The 19,602-nt window shown below is 38.1% G+C and carries 15 protein-coding genes and 2 pseudogenes; 16 read left to right on the forward strand and 1 reads right to left on the reverse strand.

Features of this window, described 5'->3' with window-relative positions:
* The first annotated feature begins 55 nt into the window (after positions 1-55).
* The 9 genes from BM322_RS05775 to BM322_RS05815 all read left to right on the forward strand — a co-directional run bounded on the left by BM322_RS05775 (position 56) and on the right by BM322_RS05815 (position 10,796).
* Complete coding sequence (locus BM322_RS05775) at positions 56-2,584, forward strand: hypothetical protein (protein WP_075428959.1); 2,529 nt, start codon at positions 56-58, stop codon at positions 2,582-2,584.
* 24 nt (positions 2,585-2,608) lie between these two features.
* Positions 2,609-3,979, forward strand: a complete 1,371-nt coding sequence (locus BM322_RS05780; protein ID WP_075428960.1) for a Gfo/Idh/MocA family oxidoreductase — start codon at positions 2,609-2,611, stop codon at positions 3,977-3,979.
* Positions 3,976-4,707 carry a glycerophosphodiester phosphodiesterase family protein gene (locus tag BM322_RS05785; protein WP_075428961.1) on the forward strand — a complete coding sequence of 244 codons (732 nt, stop codon included), beginning with the start codon at positions 3,976-3,978 and terminating at the stop codon, positions 4,705-4,707. Before BM322_RS05780 ends, BM322_RS05785 begins: the two co-directional genes overlap by 4 nt.
* 146 nt (positions 4,708-4,853) lie before the next feature.
* Complete coding sequence (locus tag BM322_RS05790; RefSeq protein WP_075428962.1) at positions 4,854-5,330, forward strand: CDP-glycerol glycerophosphotransferase family protein; 477 nt, start codon at positions 4,854-4,856, stop codon at positions 5,328-5,330.
* A gap of 497 nt (positions 5,331-5,827) precedes the next feature.
* The gene (locus tag BM322_RS05795; RefSeq protein WP_075428963.1) at positions 5,828-7,072 is read left to right on the forward strand and encodes a CDP-glycerol glycerophosphotransferase family protein; all 1,245 of its coding nucleotides are present in this window, start codon (positions 5,828-5,830) and stop codon (positions 7,070-7,072) included.
* Between the two features lie 16 nt (positions 7,073-7,088).
* Positions 7,089-7,808: a 2-C-methyl-D-erythritol 4-phosphate cytidylyltransferase gene (locus BM322_RS05800; RefSeq protein ID WP_075428964.1), complete on the forward strand. Its 720-nt coding sequence runs from the start codon at positions 7,089-7,091 to the stop codon at positions 7,806-7,808.
* 17 nt (positions 7,809-7,825) lie between these two features.
* On the forward strand, positions 7,826-8,875 hold the full coding sequence (locus tag BM322_RS05805) for an NAD-dependent epimerase/dehydratase family protein (RefSeq protein ID WP_075428965.1): 1,050 nt from the start codon (positions 7,826-7,828) through the stop codon (positions 8,873-8,875).
* Between the two features lie 11 nt (positions 8,876-8,886).
* The gene (locus BM322_RS05810) at positions 8,887-9,939 is read left to right on the forward strand and encodes an FkbM family methyltransferase (protein WP_075428966.1); all 1,053 of its coding nucleotides are present in this window, start codon (positions 8,887-8,889) and stop codon (positions 9,937-9,939) included.
* Between the two features lie 38 nt (positions 9,940-9,977).
* Positions 9,978-10,796, forward strand: a complete 819-nt coding sequence (locus BM322_RS05815) for a hypothetical protein (protein WP_075428967.1) — start codon at positions 9,978-9,980, stop codon at positions 10,794-10,796.
* Between the two features lie 11 nt (positions 10,797-10,807).
* On the opposite strand, the gene BM322_RS05820 is transcribed toward BM322_RS05815, so the two are convergent.
* Positions 10,808-11,680, reverse strand: a complete 873-nt coding sequence (locus BM322_RS05820) for an IS30 family transposase (protein WP_318254549.1) — start codon at positions 11,678-11,680, stop codon at positions 10,808-10,810.
* A gap of 700 nt (positions 11,681-12,380) precedes the next feature.
* Between BM322_RS05820 and BM322_RS05830 the strand changes: the two genes are divergently transcribed.
* From BM322_RS05830 to BM322_RS05860, 7 genes and pseudogenes are all read left to right on the forward strand, one after another.
* The gene (locus tag BM322_RS05830; protein WP_075428969.1) at positions 12,381-13,964 is read left to right on the forward strand and encodes a glycosyltransferase; all 1,584 of its coding nucleotides are present in this window, start codon (positions 12,381-12,383) and stop codon (positions 13,962-13,964) included.
* Between the two features lie 142 nt (positions 13,965-14,106).
* Entirely contained in the window at positions 14,107-14,877 is a 771-nt protein-coding gene (locus tag BM322_RS05835) for a TylF/MycF/NovP-related O-methyltransferase (RefSeq protein WP_075428970.1), read from the forward strand.
* Between the two features lie 347 nt (positions 14,878-15,224).
* Entirely contained in the window at positions 15,225-16,343 is a 1,119-nt protein-coding gene (locus BM322_RS05840; RefSeq protein WP_075428971.1) for a glycosyltransferase family 32 protein, read from the forward strand.
* A gap of 129 nt (positions 16,344-16,472) precedes the next feature.
* Positions 16,473-16,710, forward strand: a pseudogene (locus tag BM322_RS05845) (integrase core domain-containing protein); the annotation flags it as partial.
* A 321-nt stretch (positions 16,711-17,031) separates the two neighbouring features.
* Positions 17,032-17,331 (forward strand): annotated as a pseudogene (locus BM322_RS05850) (glycosyltransferase); the annotation flags it as partial.
* Positions 17,332-17,375: 44 nt separating this feature from the next.
* Positions 17,376-18,428 (forward strand): PIG-L deacetylase family protein, encoded by a 1,053-nt coding sequence (locus tag BM322_RS05855; protein ID WP_075428973.1) that lies wholly within the window; start codon positions 17,376-17,378, stop codon positions 18,426-18,428.
* A 64-nt stretch (positions 18,429-18,492) separates the two neighbouring features.
* Positions 18,493-19,602, forward strand: a complete 1,110-nt coding sequence (locus tag BM322_RS05860; protein WP_075428974.1) for a GNAT family N-acetyltransferase — start codon at positions 18,493-18,495, stop codon at positions 19,600-19,602.

Here is a 19,602-nt window from a genome sequence, read left to right on the forward strand (position 1 = left end):
TTTATTCTAAGTAGAAAATCAGGACGGAGAGGTAAGGTTTGAGGGGCATGTTATTATGATGGATCGCAGTACACAGCAAAAACTGATAAAGAATCTGATTAGCCTGAAAGAGGTATTTCAGCAGATTGAATGGACGGATGCGGTACAGCGTTTAGCTGTACAAGAAATACTACAGGCATTTGATGAACAGTGCAGGACAAATTTCTCTGCTAGCAGATATGCAGACTATCATGATACGGTCTCCGGATTGATCCATACCATTGACCGGACAGATTGGCAGACAATAAGTGCTGAGGAAAACAAAGAGTGTTGCCAGCTATGTCAGGATATTGTTTTTTATCTGGTAAAAATCCTGCGGGATGAACGGGAAATCAAAAAGGATATCGTTTTCTTGCCGTATAAGGCCTCGATGTGGGATAGCCTGGAAAGCGTATGGAGAGCGGCCAAAGAGGATGCGGAACACTGTAATACCTATGTCATCCCCATTCCTTATGCAGATCGTAATCCCGATAGAACCGTGGCGGCATGGCATTGCGAGGCGGACAAGTTTCCCGCAGATGTTCCAGTACTGGACTGGCATGATTATCCGTTGGAAAAGTTGAAGGCATGGTGTCCGGATGCCATATTCATCCATAATCCGTATGATGACTATAATGCCGTTACCTCAGTGGATGGACAGTATTATTCGCGCAATTTGAAAGAGGCAACGAAACATCTATACTATATTCCCTACTATAGTACGTCAGGCGGGATGGCTGAGAGTCAGGCGATGTGTCCAGCCTATGAGAATGTAGAGGCTATATTCGTCCAGGCGGAGCGGCTGAGAGGCTTTTTTGATCCCTCGGTCAGGGATAAGGTGAAACCATTGGGATCGCCCAAGTTTGACAAGGTCATCACGCTCTGCCAAAATCCGCCTGAGCCACCAGTTGGGTGGAAGGAGAAAATAAGGGGACGTAAGGTTTATTTTTACAATACCAGTCTCAATGGGATGCTGGCAGATGTTGAGGCCTTCTTAAAGAAGATGATGTATGTATTCAAGACGTTTGAAGGTCGCGATGATGCATGCATTCTTTGGCGTCCGCATCCATTGATGATGGCTACGCTGAAATCAATCCGTGCGGATGCGGTAGCTAGGTATGAGGCAGTAAAAGACTATTTCCTGTCGCATGATATCGGCATCTATGATGATACGCCGATGATTGAGACGGCGATTGCCTGGTCAGATGTCTATATCGGTGATACAGGAACCAGTGTTACGTCATTGTTTGGCGTGGCTGGCAAGCCAATCTTTGCTCTGGATAACCAGATTCATCAGCTGCCTGAGGCAAATGATTGGCTGGGTAAAGCATTCAATGCATTTGCTTCAATGGATGAGGATTGGATCATTACTTGGAATAATTGTCTGTTCCATTCGCCAAATCATGACCATCACTATGAATTTTATTGCCGCTTGTCGGAAGACCAGGATGGTGGGTACTATCAATTGGTTCATCCGGTGGGCAACAAGCTATATATATGTCCCGTGAGCACCAATGAAGTATTGGTGGTGCAAGATAAGAAAATCATCAAGCGGATAAAACTGCGTGATGACGAAAGCCATAGTGGACTTTTTTCAGGTTCGTGTTTTTTGCAGGATAAGATATTTCTTATCCCACTAAAGTATCCGGCTATCGTATGTCTGGATACGCGGGATGATTCTGTTGCATATATTGAAGGAACCAAGGGAGTAACTTCGGTTATGCTAAATGGGGATTGGTTTGTGGGCGGAAGCTGCGTATGGCAGGACAAGCTGGTGGTGTCGGCTGTAAGCAGTGCACAGCAAATTATCATCACACCTGAACCGCTATCAGTGGAAACGGTTGATTTATCACCGGGACGTGTCAGTGGCTTTTCCGCATTGATTCCCGAAGATGATAAAATCTGGATGTTGCCTGTTCGCGGGCAAGAGGTATGGTGCTGGAATCCGCTAGAGGGAACTGTGCAGAAGTATGAAGGATTTCCAGAAGGGTTTACCTGCTATCATCCTGGGATACATTATGAATGTGATTTACTGCCACTAGCATCGGCGGCGTTTTCATCAGATACTGTTTTTATTGTGCCTGGGTGGGGAAATATGTTTTTGCAGATCGATAAGGCAAACGGGAAGATTTCGGAATGGAAAAATACTTTCCGTCCCAGTCCGGAGGCGGCGAATGGCTATTTATATACCTGGGGAATAGGCTGCTTCCTTTGGCAGGGGTGGGATCAAATAACCAAGAGCTTGCCGAAGTTTATGTATGCTCCGACTAGAACGTTGTACCAGGTCGATTGGCAGCAAGAAAATTGGGAGGAAATTCCCATTTATTTTGATGATGGCAGTAAGGAATGTATGGCAATAGGCTTTGACCGGATGTCAAAGTGGTTTTTATATGGTTGTAGAGAAAATGCATTCAATTCGCTTAGGGATTTGCTGAATGGCAATATCCATGGCAAGGTATTTGATAAAGAAAAGCAACTTATGGCTTATGCAGATATCGCGGTAAATAATGATGGGACTGCTGGTGAGAAAATCTATTCCTATGTAAGACAGCAGATGGAAAGCTAAAAGAGAAAGAAGAGAGATGATACTATGGTCAAGGTAATCACATATGGCACGTTTGATTTATTCCATGAAGGCCATTACCGGCTGCTCAAACGTGCTAAGGCTTTGGGCGACTATCTGATTGTCGGTGTCACTACGGAGAGTTTTGATGAGGCAAGGGGAAAACTCAACGTGGTCGATTCCCTGATGACGCGCATCGAAAACGTCAAGAAAAGCGGCTTTGCCGATGAAGTCATCGTGGAGGACCATATCGGCCAGAAGGTTGAAGATATCCAAAAATATGGCGCGGATATCTTTGTGTTGGGATCGGATTGGACAGGGAAGTTCGACTATCTAAAGGACTTTTGTGAAGTCCGTTATCTTGAGCGTACCAAGGGTATATCGAGCACGATGAAGCGCACCCATAATCATAAAATCATTCGCATGGGGCTTATCGGCAGCGGCCGCATTGCGCGGCGCTTCGTGCCAGAGGCCAAATATGTCAGCGGCATGGAGCTCACGGGGGTATTCAACCCGCATATCGAGAGTGCTAAACGCTTCGCTGAAGAGATGGAGTGCGAGTTCTATACGGCCGATGAAGAGGAATTCTATGAGCATGTAGATGCCGTGGATATCTGTGTGCCACACCAATTTCATTACACCTATGCAAAAAACGCGCTGGAGCATGGCAAGCATGTGCTTTGTGAAAAGCCGATGACCCTGAAAAAGGCCGAGGCAGAGGAGCTGTTTGCGCTGGCAGAGGAGCGTGGCCTGGTGCTCATGGAGGCAATCAAGACCGCCTATACGCCAGGGTTCATCCGCCTGCTGTCAATGGTACAGAGCGGTATCATCGGTGAAATCCGCGATGTGGAGTCGTGTTTTACCCGCATCTTCCCGAAGGATTCAATGCGTGAGCTCACTAATGCTGAGCATGGCGGCAGCTTTACTGAGTATGGAAGCTATAATCTGCTGCCCATAATCAAACTGCTGGGCAAGGAATACCAAGATGTGCGCTTTGAATGCTTCAAGGCTGCCAATGGTGTCGATCTCTATACCAAGGCTTATTTTCGCTATCCGCACAGCATGGCCACGGCAAAAACGGGGCTGAAGGTGAAATCAGACGGTCACCTGCTGATCTCGGGTACGCGAGGCTATATCTTTGTGCCTGCGCCGTGGTGGAAGACGACGGAATTTGAGATCTGCTATGAGGATTTCACTCAAAACGAAAAGGTCTACACGAAATACTTGGGCGATGGCCTGCGCTATGAGCTCAGTGACTTCGTCTCAGCCATCAACGGCAATCCGCGTGGTGGGTTCAAGCTCACGCGCAATGAATCGATTGCTTTTGCCGACATCATGGAGAAATTCCTGGCCTGGCGCAAGGCTACACCTATCGAAGAAGGGACGGTTATCGTATGAAATTCTGGGCACACCGCGGCTGCAGCCAGCGCTATCCGGAAAACACGCTGACCGCTTTTGAAAGGGCCGCCGAACTTCATAAACATGGACTGACGGGCATCGAACTCGATGTCCAGCTGACAAAAGATCAGCAGATGGTCATATGCCATGATGAACGCGTCGACCGTACAACCGATGGTATCGGCAATATCCGTGACTTTACCCTGCAGGAACTATCCTATCTGCATATCGCCACGGGAACAGCAAAGGCAGAGCATATCCCTACAGCTGAGGAAGTGTTCGACCTCCTCACGCCGTATATCCAGGCAGGACTGCAGGTAAACATCGAGATAAAGAACAATGTCTATCACTATCCAGGCATCGAGGAAAAAATCGTCGAATTTATCCAGAAACGTGGGATTGAGGAGAACATTGTCTATTCGAGTTTCTATACGAAAACCTTGGAAATCGTACAAAAGCTCTCACCAAATGCCAAGCTAGGAGTACTGGATCTCAACGCTTCGGACTGTCTGTTCAAGCAGAAAAACTTCCCTGGCGCCGCCATCCATCCCTTCTGGCGGGCTATGGATCGGATACGCGAAGAATTGACCGGTCAAACCGTCCGTGCCTGGTTTACGGGCCATCTCTATCCCGAAAAGCCGACAGGAACGAAACTTGATTTGTCAAAGCTGGAAGATCAAGGCATAACAGATATCTTCATTAACGAACCAGAGGTGTATATACTGTAAACTTTGAAGTCGGTATTTATTGTCATTGGTGTATAAAAAGGCTCAGTTGCAGATAAGATGCAACCGAGCCTTTTCTTGTCATGCAGAAAAGAAGGAGAAAAAGGCTGGAAGTCGAATATAAATATTATATTGTAGGAAGAAGGATTTTGAAGCTATCGAAAGAGGACAGATATATACGTCGTCGCTTGCGGCAGGGCAGGAAACAGGCTAGAGAATTTTACTATTGCCGCAAGTATCCCATAAATCCCAAGAAGATAGTCTTTACCACTATCGAGGGGACGACGGGCTTTTCCTGCAATCCAAAGTATATTGCTTTAGAACTCTTGAAGCGTCGGCAGGATTTAGACCTTGTCTGGCTTGTGGATGATATGATAAAAGAATTTCCTGCTGGCATTCGCAAGGTAAAGAATACACTCAAGAATCGTGCCTATGAGCTTTCAACGGCAGCAGTCTGGGTGGATAATAGCCGCAAACAGCTCGAATGCCGGAAAAGGCCAGGGCAGTTCTATTTGCAAACCTGGCATGCAAGCATTGCCATAAAGCCGATAGGCCTTGAGCGTGGGGCTTCGTTCTCGAAGATTGCCCGAATGGTAACGGAACATGATTTACGCATGATTTGTTAACATCTCAGTGTGGCTAGAGGAGCATGTTGCGCACGGGATGTTTTATCATGAGAATAGGATATGTACTACAAAGTGATGGGAGTATGTATTATGGATGAATGCAAATATTTGGTATGGTGTGTTAATATTTTTAGTAGCAAATTAGTTAATATATGATGATAGTAGAAATGCAAGAGAGTGCATTATAAAATTGGTAAATAATAGCGGAATAATTGCTAACTTAGAAGAATGTAAAAGATGGTTTTAAATTCAAAAAACAAATTAGATGTAGTTAGAATACAGTTACAAACTTAAATCTCGCACAACTTAAACAAGTCGGTAGTGTTTGTGTTACGAGGCTGGGGGTACTTTTATCATACAAAGTGGAGATGGAGTATGTTTTTGTTTTTGGAAAGTTGATAATACTAGAATGACAGTTTATTATTTGCGAAGTTTGAGTAAGTGATGCTAAAATGTGTTGAATTTTAATAAGATACTGCACTAGAATGGAGTAAGATGTGATATCAGAAAATATCTATATTAAATACCGAAAAATAAAAAGTGTCGTAGAAAGTATCTTGTTTTATATATTTAGAGTATATTCAATTCGTGAGAATAGAATATGTATTGTTACATTTGAAGGTAAAGGCGGGTTTTGCTGTAATCCCAAATATATAATCGAGGAGTTACAGCGTAGAGAATGTGGTTATGAATATGTTTGGTTGGTTAATGATGAAAGGAAAAAATTCCCCTCTTATATAAAAAAGAAGAAAAATACGTTGTTGAATAGAGCGTTTTATCTTTCAACATCAAAATTGTGGATCGATAACTATCGTAAGCCGTTGGAAGTCCGTAAACGTGCAGATCAGGTTTATATTAATACATGGCATGGAAACGTAGGCTTTAAAGCTATTGGCATGTGGCGTGGAAGAGCTTTTTCTAAAATAGCATATCTTGTCAGTAAGCATGATTCAGATATGATTGATTATATGATATCCAGTTCGGATTGGACAACAGAGGCATTTGTAAAAGGTATGGTATATGAAGGAGAATTTCTAAAATATGGTCAAGCTAGGGAAGATATATTAGTTAATGACAGGCAGAGATTTAGGATATACATAAGAGATCTGTTTAAATTACCACAGACTATGCATATTGTTCTCTATGCCCCGACATATCGAGAAATAGGACAAAAAACGAGAAGACAGGTTTTGCTTGAAGATGCTTCATTAGATAAGGAGAATGTAATAAGGAAATTGCAAGAAAAATTTGGCGGGGAATGGATTATGTTTCAGAGACTTCATCCGCAATTAGCGTTGCAGCAAAAGAATATGGATGGGGCAGACAGTGAAAAAATTATCGATGTTAGCCAATATGATGATATGTATGAGCTGTTGGCAGCTAGCGATGTAGTTATTACAGATTTTTCAAGTATTGCTTTTGAAGCGGGGGCGATGAAATTACCTGTTTTTTTGTATATGGATGATTTAGACGAATATATTAATCAACGTGGTGGAATGAATTTTGTTATATCTGAGGATAAAACAATAACAACAAATCGTGAAATTGCTCCTGATGTTGATGCTAATCCTCCGTTTGCCATTGCAACTAATAATGGGGAGATGAATGATATTATTGATTGTTTCGAAAAACAAAAATATCAATATGAAATCGATAAAATGTGCTTAGATCTAGGTATGATAAATGATGGAAAGGCTTCAGAGAGAATTGCGGATTTTATTGAGAGTAGTATAATGACTTGATAAATGCGAGGTATTTATGAAAAATATAGCGCTAATTATTGCTGGTGGAAAGGGAACTCGAACAGGGCAAGATATTCCAAAGCAGTTTATAAATATTAACGATAAACCAATAATAATATATACTTTAGAAAGCTTTCAAAAACACCCAGAGATTGATGCTATCGAAGTAGTATGTTTGGAAGGTTGGCATGATATATTAAGAGCTTATGCAAAACAATATAATATAACAAAACTGAAATGGGTCGTATCTGGCGGAGAGACTGGACAGGAATCTATCCGTAACGGAATAGTCAACTTAAAGGATAAATTGGACAAAGAGGATGTTGTGATTATTCATGATGGTATTCGCCCAATGATAGATGAGGAAGTAATTTCTGATGTTTTGGTCGTGTGCCATAAGTATGGTAATGCGGTGTCATCATTACCATACAATGAACAGATTTTTATAAAAGATGACGAGATATCAACAACAAAATATATTCCAAGAGAGACATTGAGAAGAGTGGTTACTCCACAGGCATATAAATTCTGTAAGTTATATGATTGTTACCAAAAAGCATTTAAAGAGAAAATTGGCATCTATGGTTCTGCATATACTAATACTATGATGGCGGATTTAGGCGAAAAATTATATTTTGCCAAGGGATCAAACAAAAATATAAAAATAACAACTGTAGAAGATTTTGAATTATTTAAAGCGCTTCTTACTGTAAAAAGAAGTGAGTGGATGAAATAGAATGGAGATAATATAAAATGTTTTTCCATAATGAATTATATAAAATGGAAATAGAAAAAATAACAAATTACGGTATAGACTGGAATAAAATAACCGGGAAAAGCATCCTGATTACAGGGGCAAGTGGCTTACTGGGGACTGTGCTAATAGATGCGATTATGCTTAGAAATAAGTTGTATAATGAAGATATTAAAGTTTATGCTTTGAGTCGAAGCGAGGATAAGGCACGAGAACGATTTGCAGATTATTGGAATTCGCAATTTTTTTATTTTGTACAGTTTGATATCAATGAATCATTCAATATAGAGGTAGATATTGATTATATAATTCATGCTGCAAGCAATACCCATCCGCGCCTTTATGCTCAAGATCCTATTGGGTCTTTAATGACCAATATTGAGGGGACAAAAAACATATTGGAATTTGGTCGTGAAAAAAATGTAGCAAGAGTATTGTTTTTGTCTTCTGTAGAAATATACGGTAATGCGTTATACGAAACAGATATATTTGATGAAAAATACTGTGGATATTTAGATTGTAATACTTTGCGTGCAGCTTATCCAGAGGGGAAAAGAGCAGGAGAGGCTCTATGTCAAGCTTATCGTGAGCAATATGGAATGGATATTGTTATACCCAGATTGTCACGCGTTTATGGGCCTACTATGCGCTTGGATGATAGTAAGGCTCTGTCCCAATTTATCATAAATACTATTAACGGTGAGGATATAGTATTAAAAAGTGATGGTACGCAACGCTTTTCTTATATCTATGTTATGGATGCTGTGAGAGCATTGTTGCTTTTATTAGTTAGTGGTAATGACGGAGAAGCATACAATATTGCAGATACTTATGGAGTATTTCAGTTGAGAGAAATTGCAGAAATATTGGCTGAAATATCCAATAAAAATATTATTTTTGAATTACCTAATGCGGTGGAGAAAAAAGGATTCTCTAAGGCTCAAATTGCTGTTATGGATACAAGCAAAATACAAAGAATTGGATGGCAAGCTGATTGCGATATGAAAAATGGATTAAAGAAGACTGTGGATATCATGTGTGATAGATAGTGGAGGAAAAAATGGATAACTTTTATGGTGAAGAAGAAAATACTGTATCTCTAAAAAATGTATATAATCAGCTTCAGGACGATATATCAAGACAGATATATTTAAGTCGTTCGTTATATAGTTTAACTGATGAAAAAAAGTACATGAAAGAAATTGTACGAAATAGTGTATTGGGAAAGGTGCTACTCGAGAAAGTAGCTATGACAAAAAAAAAGGTTGCTTTATTTGGAGCAGGTACATGGGGAAAATCTATTGTAAATTTCTTCCCGGATATTAAAGTAGATTGCTTTATAGATAATAAAAAAAGTGGTCAAACGATAAATGGATTGAAAGTGTTTAGTTTTGATGATATGCGTCCAAAACTACATGAATATTATATTGTTATTTCTATTTTATTTAATTATCAATCAGTTGTTGCTCAATTTATGAATGAAGGAATATCTAAACAAAACTTACTTATTCTGGGGAAAATGGCAGAGGAATGTCAGTATTTTGATTTGGATGTGTTACAACATTGTCCTGAAGAAATATTTGTTGATTGTGGGGGGTTCCAGGGTGAGACTTCAGAGCAATTTATAAGATGGTGTGGCGGAGATTATCGAAAGATATATTTATTTGAACCAAATTCGGATTTAATGCATAAATGTAAAAATAATTTAGCTAAGATAACTACTCCTGATAAGATCAAGTATTATGAATGCGGTTTGTGGAATGAAGATACAATTCTTCGTTTAAAGAAAGGACAAGATATTGCAGGGGACAGGACAATACAAACTGATGTTGTCAGTGGGGAAGAAATACACGTAAAAAGTATTGATTCTGTGATAAGTAATAAAAGAGCTACTTTTATAAAAATGGATATAGAGGGTTCAGAGCTGCGAGCTTTGCAGGGGGCAGTGAATACGATAAAAAAAAGCAGGCCAAAGCTTGCTATAAGCGTATATCATAAGCGAAATGATATATGGGATATTCCAATTTTTTTACTAAGAATTCACCCTGATTATAAAATGTATTTACGTACGTATTCATTTTCTGGTAATGATACTGTTTTATATGCGGTATGAATATTAGCAGGTCGTAAAGATTGAGGAATTATTTATCAATGTTAAATATTAAGGATGCTGATGATTTAAAAAGAATAATAGCTTCTAGAGAGTGTGTGATTTATGGGGCGGGATATGTTGCACAACGTTTTTTTAAAACGTTGAGAAGGCAAGGGTTAGGCGAAAGAATTAAAGCATACGTGACTTCGTCAAATACAGTGACAAGTGTAGAAGGTTTTCCAGTTATAAGCCTGGACGGATTAAAAAAGTATTCAAACCCTTTGGTATTGATTGCAGTGCATGAGGCAATAGTTCCCCAAATAGAAATTGCTTTGCAAAAAAAAGGCTATAGAGAGTATATATGGATATACCCATTTTTGTATGAAGTTATGTTGGGAAAGCCTTATATAAGCGATGTTAGTTTGACAACAATATGGCGTGCGAGCAAAGATAGTATAGTGTTACCTGCAAGATATTTAGCAATTGAACAATATTATGGAAAAAATGATTATGGGTACGAAATATATAAAAAGTCAATCAAATTACTAGATTCAGCTGATGATGTGGTGGAAAAAAGGCTAAGAGAATTTTTGAAACTTATTATTAATTGGGAAAAGAAAGGTTATGATGAAAATAAACCAGTTAAAATATTGGGGAATGGGTTAATAGTTGATGGTGCGCATCGTATTTCATTAGCGTTATATCATCGGTTATCGAATGTAAAATGTGAGATATATCCAGAAACGGTTCCATATAAAGAAATACATAATCCAGCGGCTATTCCTCTGATTGCGAATATACATTTATTGAAGTTTACTCAGTCAGAACAAAATGCTCTTGAGGAAAAAAATAAGTATTTAAGTTATATTTATTATTAGGTGACGGATTGTCAAGCTAAGTGCAACACTTCATCAAAATGGACCTCATATGGTGTTCTGTAGTTAAGACATTTCCTTGGGCGCAAATTCATCATAGCAACTTTTCTCTGTATGTAGTCATCAGGAATTTCTGTTATGTCCTTGCCCTTTGGGAAATATTCTCTAAGCAGGCCGTTAGTATTCTCGTTGGAATCCCCTTTGCCACGGCTGGTGAGGTTGCGGAAAATAGAATGGCAGGCCATCTTTAGGTATTCGGTCGCATCTGCATAGCGGGCAAATTCTTTGCTCTTGTCAGGCGTTACCGACAGGACTTTGGCACCAAGAAGCAGGTCAACCATTGCCCTGCTGACTGCCTGAGCATTTTTCTTGTCAGCCTTGCCGCACATAAGGTAGCGACTTTTTCGGTCGACAAGGGTTACAAGGCAGGCTTTTCCTTGCTTGTCCACAACGGTATCCGCTTCCCGGTGGCCTATTTTTGAGCGGTTTTCGGCTCCTGCTGGGCGTTCTGTAATATCGTGGCTGATCTGGATTTTACCACGCTTCTCCTCAATGGAGCGCTTTTTCCTGCGCTTGCCATGGTGCCTCAACTTTTTTACGACGCTTGCCGTGGAGGCTTTGGGAGCGTTCAACCATCCACTGTATATCGCACGATAGATGGTTGTGGTGCTAATTACGCACCTGCCATATTCGGCTCTCAGCCATCCGGCAATTTCTTCTGGATACCACTGACATTCAAGCAGCCTATGCTTCACATGTTCCAAAAGCCGGGCGTGTTCCAGTCTGTTATGTGGCTTGCAATATGCACGGCGTGCCTGATACTGGTGTTGTGCCACTACTGGCATATACTTATTGGCAACAGAGTTTCGGCGAAGCTCACGGGATATAGTTCACTTATTGCGCTCCATACTTTTGGCTATAGCAGTTATGGAATAGCCCTTGGCCTTAAGAAATAGTAGATTTTCTCTCTCATATTCAGTATATATCATCACCTGTTTGATATAGAAGTTGGAGAGCCGGTTCAAAGAAATATATCAGTAAAAGTGAGTAAACTGATTAAGAATCTGCATAGTGGTTGCTTGCCAGCAGTTTATTATTTTTCGTTGTGCGATTATCTAGGACATAATAAATATAATGGAGCGATATATAAGAAAACTTATATGCATTTCACGACCTTTAAGTTTGCCGAACAAAGGTGGAATAGGTTTAAAGATAGGATCTACCAATTCGAGAATAAAGGATTCTTTCAAGATTATAATGTGAAGATTACCAGGGATTACTGTTTGATGGATGGTTTGCATAGATTGATACTGGCAAAATATTATAATGTAGATGCGTTGAGTTGTGATGTGTATGATTGTGATGCAAGCTATTTCAGCAATAATATTTTCAGTCAGGATGTACTGATACAAAAAAAGATTTCGAAAAGTATTATACTCGAGATGAAATTGGTGAAATAATGCGAGCTTATATAATGTTGGAAAAGTAACAGAAAAGATAAACGGGATAGCGATAATTAGTCAGGCCGTTGGTGAGATGCAATTTTAGAATTTTTGCTGTGACTAGGTAAGTGAGGGGCGTTGGAGTATGGAGATAAGTGTAATCATTCCAGTATACAATGTAGAGAAATATCTGAATCAATGTCTGGAAACTGTAGCTGGTCAATCATATCGTGATTTTGAAGTGTTGATGATAAATGATGGTTCAACAGATAGATCTGAGCAAGTATGTCAAGACTGGGCTGCTAGGGATAAACGATTCAAGTTATATTCAAAAGAAAATGAAGGCCTATCACTCACAAGAAACTATGGCATAAGAAAAGCTGAGGGCAAATATATTGCTTTTGTAGATGCAGATGATTGGCTGGATAGGGATTATTTGAAACTGCTATATGAGAAGATTATAACTGAAGATGCTGATATAGTGGAATGTGATGTATATCGAGTTAATAATAATACGGGGAAGAAAACTGTAAAAGTTTGCTGGGGAGCTGTTGGAAAGGAGTATAATAAAGAAGAACGGATAAAGAGAGGGTATACTGCTATTTGGCGATGTCTATATAAAAAAACATTATGGATAGACAATCAGATAGAATTCCCAGATTGTCACAGCCAAGCACGTGGAGTGTATGCATTGCTTGTGGCTCTTGCCAATAAGGTTGTATGTGTGAGAAAGCCTCTTTATTATTATAGAAAGTTCAGGGAAAATTCTCTTTCCGCAAAGCCTAGGTGGAATGCGGTTGATTTTAATGCAGAAGGCATTCAGGCTTATAGATGTTTGATAGATGGTTTCAAAAAGAGAGGACTGTTTTCTAAATACAGAGATACATTACGAAGGATGTTACATATAAAATCATCTGAAAGTTTGGCCGGATTGTATCCGCTTAGAGGAAAAGATGATTTCTTGGAACTGCGTAATAACTACAGAACTTTTTTGAGAGAATTATTTCCTCATAATAGAGAGATTTCTTATATTACTTTTGGAGGATATAATCTTAATGTCATTTTGCGCGATATGGATCAGCTGAATGATCCTTATTTACGGTTTAATTTTTCTAGTATTATTAGTGTTATGCATCCTGTTGATGGATTAGATATCTCACATAAAAATAAGTATAGACAAATTATGGTGAGACGGGATATTGCATCGTCGTTTTGGAATATAATAAAAGAAGAAAAAATAGAATATTTAATTCTGGATTTTATGGAAGAGCGTTTTGATATATTGGAAGTTGATGGTGGTTATTTGACCAAGACAGATGCCTTTGATGATGCGGTCGTATCTGTGAAAGGGAGAGTTATATCAAGATTTAGTGAAGAATGTGATGTGTTGTGGAAAAAAGAATGTTTAAATTTTATAAATAGGCTAAGATGCTATATACCAAGTGAGCATATTATTCTTGTAAAAAGCTATCTTAGTGAAAGACATGGAGATTTAACAGGATGTGTTGATTTTGAGGACAAGAATGAGATTGTAAAAATCAATAAAAAATTAAAGTACTATTATGATTTCTTCGAATGTAACTGTGAAAAATGCAAGTCTGTAGATACATCAAGACTGAAAAACTATTTTACCGATGATGGCTATGAATATGGGGCTGTTCCTTCACATTTGAATGAAGTAGTGAACAGAAATATAGCTGATTTAATATCACAAAAAATATGTGAATAGAGGGGAGAAAGAGTATGGCTAAGATTTTGATATTTGGGGCCGGTCGCAATGGAAAGATTTTTGAAAAATATATTAAGGAATATACATCACATATAATAATTGGTTGGATAGACAATAAAATGATAATTTAGAAAACGGGTTGGTGAAACGACCAGAAGAGATACAAAAATTCGAATATGATAAAATCGTTGTATCAGTAGCTTCAAAAATAGCTAGGAAGGAGATAAGGAAGCAGTTATGTGAACTGCATGTGCCAAGAGAAAAATGTATTTTCCTGCTTGAGGATGAAGAACTTAAAACAAAAGTATTTTCTAACCATAACCGTTATGATGAATCTGATATAAGAGTAAATTGGGTAAAAGCTTTTTCGAAATATGTTTATAAGGAAAATATAAAGGGAAGCGTAGCTGAAGCTGGAGTCAACAGAGGAGAATTTGCATATTATATAAACAAGTATTTTTACGATAGGAGATGTTATTTATTTGATACGTTTGAAGGCTTCTCAGAAAAAGACTTGGATGTAGAGCGTGCAATTGGAAATGAGTCTTTTCTAAGAGGTGAGTTTAATAAAAGTGATGGCTTCTTATGTACGAATATAAATACTGTGAAAAAGCGAATGGAAAATATAAATCTTTGTGAGTTTTGTGTTGGATACTTCCCTGAAAGCGCAGCAGATGTTGATGATATTTTTTGTTTTGTGAATCTTGACATGGATTTGTATCAGCCTATGTTAGAGGGATTGCGATTCTTCTATCCTAAAATGTCAAGTGGCGGTGTGATTTTGTTGCATGATTATTTTCATCAAGAGTTGCCGGGCGTAAACAAAGCGGTAAAAGATTACGAACAAGAAACAGGAGGGTTATTACGTAAGTTTCCTATTGGTGATCATTGCAGTATAGCTGTTATTAAATAGAAGCAACTTTCAGACTCCCTATTAAGGCAACGTAGAGAGTTTATGAAACTGTTGAATATTACAGTGGCTGTGAACATACCAATATGTTCTACATAGGTAACTTCTATAAAGCCTTATAAATTATGCTTAGCTAAAAATGTCGGCGAAGCTGAGGAAAAAATTGAGAATAGCATTCGAGTCATGAATAGTCAGCTGATATGTTGATAAAACCATGATGGATGATGTATCTTCTGTACGTAATTACAGAATTAGGTTATCTCAATACTGTTAGTATGTGGGATATATTTGTGACTGATATAATGCTAACAAATTCGAAAAAATTACATTGAGGCGGGGAGAGGAAAAGAATGTACTTGGGATTGACAAGTAGTCACGAATTGTCTGACAGAAGAGTGCCTATTGTATTTTGGGGATCGGGCATGGTTTATCAGAATTTTTGTGAGATGATTAATCTTGATAATGATATAATTGGCGTTGTGGATAATTATACCGCCAGCTGGGGTAGGAGAATATTTTACCGTGGCAGGAGTTTGGAAATTATGTCACCGCAAGAAGCGATTCGACGTGGTGGTCGTAAAGCTGAATGGATATTGACAACAGGAGTCAATGCAACAATGGAGATTCTGCTTCAGCTTAGTAAAATAGCTGAACTGAAAGATACTGTATGTTACACAGCTTATAGCATCATGGCGGTATACTCCTACGAAGGACATAAAATCCCTAGTACATTTCGATTGGAAGAAAAGCAAATTATTCCCCATATCATACATTATTGTTGGTTTGGGGGAAGGCCCTTGCCTGAATTATATCAAAACTGCATAGACAGTTGGAACAAGAACTGTCCTGGTTGGGAAATCAGAAGGTGGGATGAAAATAATTATGATATCAGCAAACATCATTACATGAAGCAAGCAGCTGAACAGGGATGTTGGGCATTTGTGTCTGATTATGCACGTAAGGATGTTGTTTATCAGTATGGCGGAATTTATTTAGATGCAGATGTAGAGGTGTTGCGTCCCTTGGATGAATTGTGCTACCAGAAGGGATTTTGTGCCTTTGTACGTAATCAAATTGCTACTGGACTTGGATTCGGAGGACAGGCTTACAATAGCGTAATTAAAGAATGGATGGATGTATACGATACGGAGTCGTTCATGATGAAAAAGCGAACAGAGATGAAGATATGTATGGATTATGAAACAGAAATTCTGGAACGACATGGTTTGATTCGAAATGGTGATTTGCAGTACCTTCAAGGTATGACGGTGTACCCAGGCGAGTTGTTTATAGATGAAGGTGTATGCTGTGGCTATGAATACGTGAGTGATAAGACGTTTATTATTCATAGAAATGGAGGATCTTGGTTTGGAGAAAGGAAGGGAGCCATGCGGGCATTGGCAAGATTGCATGCACGATTGCATGAGAGTAGTTTTATTTATCTTGATGGAGATTCTTTAACGCAATAAGCCTATACTACTTAAATGTAAATTGGAGCTGATTTACAGTAATTTATGGATGATTTTTCGGATGTTACGTGAAGAAAAAGAAATTATTTACTTATTGAATGGTTTATGATAGAGCGGAATCATCTTATCTGCAGCATGAGCCGTAGAGGCAACTGCTGGGACAACGCCCCGATGGAAAGCTTTTTGGGTACGATGAAGCAGGAGTGGCTGAATGATCAGCATTTTCGTATGCGAGCAGAAGCAAAGTCCGCAATCTTCGAGTACATTTGGATTTTTTTACAACCGGAAACGACTGCATTCCAGCATCAGCTATACGACACCAGAACGTTATTACGTAGCAAGATGCAAGCAAGTTTTAGTAGTGTAATAGGGATTGCAAATTGTAAATCTTTTATGGCCACCAGGAGCCTAAATGGTTTGAATGCAGCGAAAAATCAAGCATTTTTATAAAATCGAGAGAATCCTTTCGTTTTGGGTGCCTAACCACGCGGGGAATGGTCATTATACCTATTATGCGTGATGTAATAAAGGTATATCCAAAAGCAAAACTGAAGCTAGTAGGAAGCAAGGATCGTGAGTATGAGTATAATCTCCTTGTGGATAATATTAGGCGATATAATTTAGAGAGTAACATAGAAATATGTGGATATCATAAAATAGTAGATGATTTTTATAAAATTGCAGATGTTTTTTGTTTACATCATCATATGAAAGTTTTTCGCAAGTAATCATAGAAAGTAAACAATGGGGATTGCCTATGGTTATGTATGAGATTCCTTGGCTGGAACTTACAAGATCTGGGAGAGGTTATATGGCAGTTTCACAAGGTGATACTGTTGCAGCAGCTAATGCAATAATAAAACTATTAGATGATGTTGAATACCGAAAAAAGATGGGAGAAGAAGCTAGAAAAAGTGTGGAAGAATTTTTGGAATTTGATGTGTATAATGCATGGCGTGAAATTTTTGGCGATATTTATGGTGGGTGATTATCAGAGTAGGATGATATGTATTTGTTATGAGGGAGGTTCTGATGGCAGCTTTACCTATATGTTTTAATAAGGAAGATAGGATAGCAATTATTGCACCACACCCAGATGATGAATGTATTGGAGTAGGTGGGGTGATGTTAAAATATCCTTCGCAATGTGATTTATTTATTGTGACAGATGGCAGGCAGGGGAATATATTAGTAGAGCCGGATGTCGAAGCGCGTATACGACGAGAGCAGTTTGAAGAAGAAATGAAGTTGGTCAAAGTTAATACCTATTATTGGTTAGGTTATCAAGATGGAGCTTTGATGTCGTATTCAAATAATATCCTTGCGGATATAGATTTTTCTTGTTATACAAAGATTTTTATTCCATGGGGGGATGATAATCATTCAGATCATGCAGCTGTGTGGTCCTTGGCAATTGAATGTCTTCAAAAGAAGGCTGTGAAAGCTGAAGTTTATCAGTACGAGGTTCATGTTCCCTTTCATGACGTATCTCATTATGTGGATATCACAGAGATGATAGAAAAAAAAATTGAATTAATTAATTGCCATAAAGACCAAGTTAATGCGGTGCCATATTCGGAGATAGCAAGAGCATTGGGGAAGTATCGTGCATGTCAAGGCAATGAGATTAATTCATATTGGGAAACTTTCCTTAAAGTTGATCTTCAAGGTGATAGCAATTGCAATAGTGTTTGTGAGAGAGAAAAAACACTTCAAAAATATCAATCTTTTTATCGGCTGTTGTTACGGTGGCTAAAAATACATCAGTATGGGAAGAAAGTCACTGATTGTTTATTGGATAATCAGTGGAGAAAAATAACAATTTATGGGTTTTCTTCCTTGGGAAGGTTATTTTATGAAGAGTTAGATTTTAAAAAGATTGAATTGATAAATATTTTAGATTCAAGAGATATACAAGATAACATAGAAGGAATTCCAATATTAAAACCGGAAAAGGGTGATACTTGTGTTGATGCAGTAATTGTGACAGCTATTACATCGTATAATGAAATAGAGGAAAAGTTAAAAGAGATGGGATATTCAAATATTGTTTCTTTACAATATGTACTGGAAAAATGTGTTTAATCATAGAATAATAATTATTTATATCAATTTTATAAGATGTATATATACTGGAGTGTGACTGGCCTTGGTTGCATCTTTTATATCAGATGATTTGGTTTATAATAGGTTTGATTTGTTCTTTGAGGATATAAAAGAACTAACTTATAATTATAATGGAATTCTTTATAAAATAATTTGCCATTGTACTGATAAGAGTGCTTCATTAAATATATGGGGAAAAGTGTTTCCTCAACCTGTTATAGAGCAATGCATAAGAGATGTCTTTCGTTTATATCCTCAAATAATATATATATGTGTAGTTAGAGCTGGTAATAACTATAAAGATTTATTGTATAGGAGTAATAACATATTTATTTTTATGCCGACATCTAGCGATTTATTAATGCAAAGATTAAAAAAAAAGCATCGATATAATCTTCGAAGGGAAAGAAGACTATTAGAGGAAGCAATTGGTGTGATAACTACAGAAATATGTTCAAGAGATTATATTTCTGACAAGCTTGTAGAACAGTATTTTGAGTGGAAAAAAAAGACACATGAAGTTGAATATGGATTATCAGCTAAGGAGTATTTAACAACATATCATGTGACACACGCTATGTTGCTGCTAGCTTCGTCTAAATTGGTAGGGGTGGTGTTTTATTGCAAAATAAATTCCACAGTGTATTTAGAGAATTTCGCTTATGATTATAATTTTAAGAAGTATTCAATTGGTGGTGTGCAATATCAATTGTTTTTAGAAAAAATGATTGATACAGGAGTCGGAATCGTTTTTCTTGGCGGAGGTGGCTATGAATATAAAAAGTATTTCGGATCAATTGATTGCAATACATATAGTGGAAAACTTTATAGTCCATATGGGATTAGTTTAATAAATCGGTGGATGGAAAAAGAAGCAATAAAAAATGTTGCAATTTATGGATTTGGTGCCATGGGAAAAGCTTTTTTATCGCTTGGTGAAAATTTAAATATAAATATATGCTATGCTATTGATGCAAAACAAATCGAAGACGAATATATTAAAGTTTACAATCCACAAGATATTTTACCCAAAGTAGATGCGATTTTTATTGCAATGAAAAAGCATGATGAAAATGTTGAAAAACTATTGAAGTCGAAATTTAATCATGTGTATTATGTTGATGATTTTGCTAAATTGGTTTGTGAGGAGTAA

This window comes from Selenomonas sp. GACV-9 (genome assembly GCA_900116485.1).
GTDB lineage: Bacteria > Bacillota > Negativicutes > Selenomonadales > Selenomonadaceae > Selenomonas_A > Selenomonas_A ruminantium_G.